This is a genomic window from Candidatus Thiosymbion oneisti, from assembly GCF_900092655.1.
Lineage (GTDB): Bacteria > Pseudomonadota > Gammaproteobacteria > Chromatiales > Chromatiaceae > Thiosymbion > Thiosymbion oneisti.
The window spans coordinates 1-3,162 of record NZ_FLUY01000583.1; the positions used below are offsets into that span (position 1 = coordinate 1).

A 3,162-nucleotide genomic window follows, 5' to 3' on the forward strand; every position below is an offset into this window, starting at 1 on the left:
TTCTTTCTTTGCGTCTTGGCGTCCTTGCGTCATTGCGTTTTTTCGCAATTTCCGTTTTTTCGCGAACTGAGCCACTACCGCATGGCTCGGTCTTTCCGGCCGATCAATCCAGCATGCCGGCCACCCACAGGCGTCCCCGCAACCCGATTCCGGTGGTATAGCCGACCGTAGCGAATCGTATGCGACCGCTGCCGTCCAACACAAAGCTGGCGGGTACGCCGGATACCCCCCAGGCGGTCGCCAGCACTCCATCGGAATCGGGGATGACGGGGAAGGAGAGGGATGCGCGGCTCAGATGCCCCATGATCTCCGCGGCTCCTCCCGACTGGATGGCCACCGTGATGACGTTGAAATCCTCCGCGATGGCGGCGATGGTGTCATCACCGAATCGGCACACGGGGCACCAGGTGGCCCAGAAATGCACCAGGACCGGCTTGCCCTGCAAGCCGTCGAGATCGAACCTCCCCCCGCCCGCGAGGTCGCCGGTCAGGGCCGGGGCATCGCCGCTGGCGAGGGGCTCCGATCGCCACCAGTGCAGGACCATGAAGATCGCCAGGATCAGGACCAGTTGGCCGAGCCAGCGGTGACTGCGGGGCTTGCTGTTTGCTGCTTTCTTCATAGTTGTCAAGTCCCACCACGCTGAAAAGATCGTCGCGGTTCGCCACTTTCCAGGCGTCGAAGATCTTGGCGAAACGTTCGTGGTTGTCCCGGAGGTACATCGCGTCCTCGGCACGGTCAAGGCAGCGGAGTTGAGGAAGTCGTATGGGATTTCCCGCGAACCGGCCTGTTAAGCGGGCAGCGGCAGCCAAGCGAGGACGCGTTGGATTTGCTCGTCCCAGTAGCCCCAGTCATGACTGCCGGGACCTTCTTCATAGTGGAAGTCGAGACCCAATTCCTGCACCTGGTCGCGGAAGCGATGATTGGCTTCGATCAGGGAATCTTCCGTGCCGCAGCAGGCCCAGAGCTTCGGCTTGGGTCCGTCGCTCGCGGCCAGCTGACGCGCCAGACGCATGAGATCGTGCCCGCTGCCGTCGAAGCCCTTCGGATCGCCGAAGACCAGGCGCAGGTCACTGCCGAGATCGTCCCAGTCCATCACGCTTGGCGACAGGTCCAGCGCACCGGACAGACTGGCAGCCGCGGCAAAGCGTTGCGGACAGTGCAGCGCCAACTTGAACGCGCCGTAGCCGCCCATCGACAGACCGGCCACGTATGTGTGTTCGCGCGCGCTGCTGATACGGAAGAACGATCTGCAGATCTGCGGGAGTTCTTCGCTGACAAAGGTCCAGTAGGGATAGCCGGACGCCATATCCGCATAGAAGCTGCGGTGCACGGCCGGCATCACCACGGCCAGTCCCAGTTCGGAAGCGTAGCGTTCGATCGACGTCCGCCGCAGCCAGGTCGTATGATCGTCGCTCAAACCGTGGAGGAGATAAAGAACGGGGAACTCGCCGCTCCCGACGACGCCTTTGAGACCGATCTGAGACACCGTGCACTGCGGCAGGATCACCTTGGCCGAACAGCAGAGCCCTAGCGTGTCGGAGAAGAAATTGCATTCCATCAGTGCCATGAAAGACCTCCGGGTTGCTTCAAAGGGAACCATCCTATGGGCTAAGAGCCGTCAGCCTGGTTTGCTTAGGTCTCGTCCCTCAACTCAGCCTACCGGCTTAAAATCAATGGGTTAGTTTTTAGACAGCCTCTTAGTGCGGCTCCGCTGTTTCTTCAGGCAGAGCACACCCCGGAAAGTAGGGTGGGAAAGCGTAGTGCATCCCCCCGAAAGCGTGGCTGATAACCGGCTACGCGCCCTCGCTGCTCACCCATTGGACCGACGGTCCGGAGCATGGTTGAGAACACCATCCCTGGTGCATCTCCCGGCCCTTCATCCCTGAAGGGTGTTCGCTCGGCTGCGTTCCATCTGCGCTACGCTATCCCTGCTCCGCTTGCTGGTCCGGGACGGACGTCCTGTCCGTCCCGTGGGCGGCTGCGCGCCCTCGCCGCCCACCCACTGGACAAACGGTCCTCGCTCACCCCCCCGTTACGTTCATGTGGCGGACGAGGACGGAGTCTGCCCCGCGGCCGAATTCGTGGCCTTTGGGCTTGTGCTGCATCGCATCGCGGATGGCCTGGCTCAGCTTGGTTTCATCCTCTGGGTGTTCGCGTAGGATATGGCGCAGGTCCAGGGCCTGTTCCTGCCCCAGGCACGGCAACAGCCGACCCTGGGCGGTGACCCGGACCCGGTTGCAATCACTGCAGAAGTTGTGGCTGTGGGGGGATATGAATCCCACCCGGGTCTCGGTCCCCGGGATGCGGTAATAACGCGCCGGTCCGCCGGTGGTCTCCGTGGTGGGGACCAACTGGAAACGGGACCGGAGGTCGGAACGGATGCGGTCGCTCGAATAGAAGACCTGCGCTCGGTCATGTTCGCCGATCTGTCCTACGGGCATCTCTTCGATGAAGCTGATGTTGATCCCTTGGTTGACGGCGAACCGCACCAGGTCCAGGATCTCGTCGTGGTTGCGGTGCTTGAGGATAACGGCATTGAGCTTGATGCGATCGAAACCGGCAGCGAGGGCGGCGTCGATGCCGCGCAGCACGGCGGCCAGATCCCCCTTGCGGGTGATGCGCCGGAAGCGTTCAGGCCGCAGGCTGTCCAGGCTGATATTGATACGTCTGACGCCCGCCGCCCGGATTTGTTCGGCCAGTTCCGCGAGCCGGGCGCCGTTGGTGGTGATCACCAGCTCGTCGAGCCCGGACAGGGAGGCGACCTCGCGCATGAGCCACAGGACGTTGCGGCGCACCAGGGGCTCACCGCCGGTAAGGCGAACCTTGCGCACGCCGAGGCCCACAAAGGTCCGGGCCACCTGCGCGATTTCCTCGAGACTGAGCAGCTGGTCACGGGGAGCGAAGCGCTGGTCCGGCTCCACGCAGTAGACGCAACGGAAGTCGCACCGGTCGGTGACCGAGATCCGTAGATAGGTGATCCGGCGGCCGAAGCGGTCGATCAAGGCGGTTGGTGCGGAGTCTGTGATCTCAGTGGTCATCGGGAATCGCGCCCCCGTTTTCTCGTCATGCTAACTGATAGCAGATTACCGCCTGTGTGCCAAGCAGGTATCAGCTCGACCACCGTGAATCAGGATCCGAACCTTATGCCCCAGGATGTCCAAG

3 protein-coding genes are annotated in these 3,162 nt (G+C 62.6%); all 3 read right to left on the reverse strand.

All coding sequences use genetic code 11. The features are described from left to right. Positions 1-103: 103 nt before the first annotated feature. Positions 104-619 carry a protein disulfide oxidoreductase gene (locus BQ17_RS06320; protein WP_089725335.1) on the reverse strand — a complete coding sequence of 172 codons (516 nt, stop codon included), beginning with the start codon at positions 617-619 and terminating at the stop codon, positions 104-106. Positions 620-787: 168 nt separating this feature from the next. After that, on the reverse strand, positions 788-1,567 hold the full coding sequence (locus BQ17_RS06325; protein ID WP_089725337.1) for an alpha/beta hydrolase: 780 nt from the start codon (positions 1,565-1,567) through the stop codon (positions 788-790). Positions 1,568-2,021: 454 nt separating this feature from the next. Further along, entirely contained in the window at positions 2,022-3,038 is a 1,017-nt protein-coding gene (moaA, locus tag BQ17_RS06330) for a GTP 3',8-cyclase MoaA (RefSeq protein WP_089725340.1), read from the reverse strand. Between the last annotated feature and the right edge of the window lie 124 nt (positions 3,039-3,162).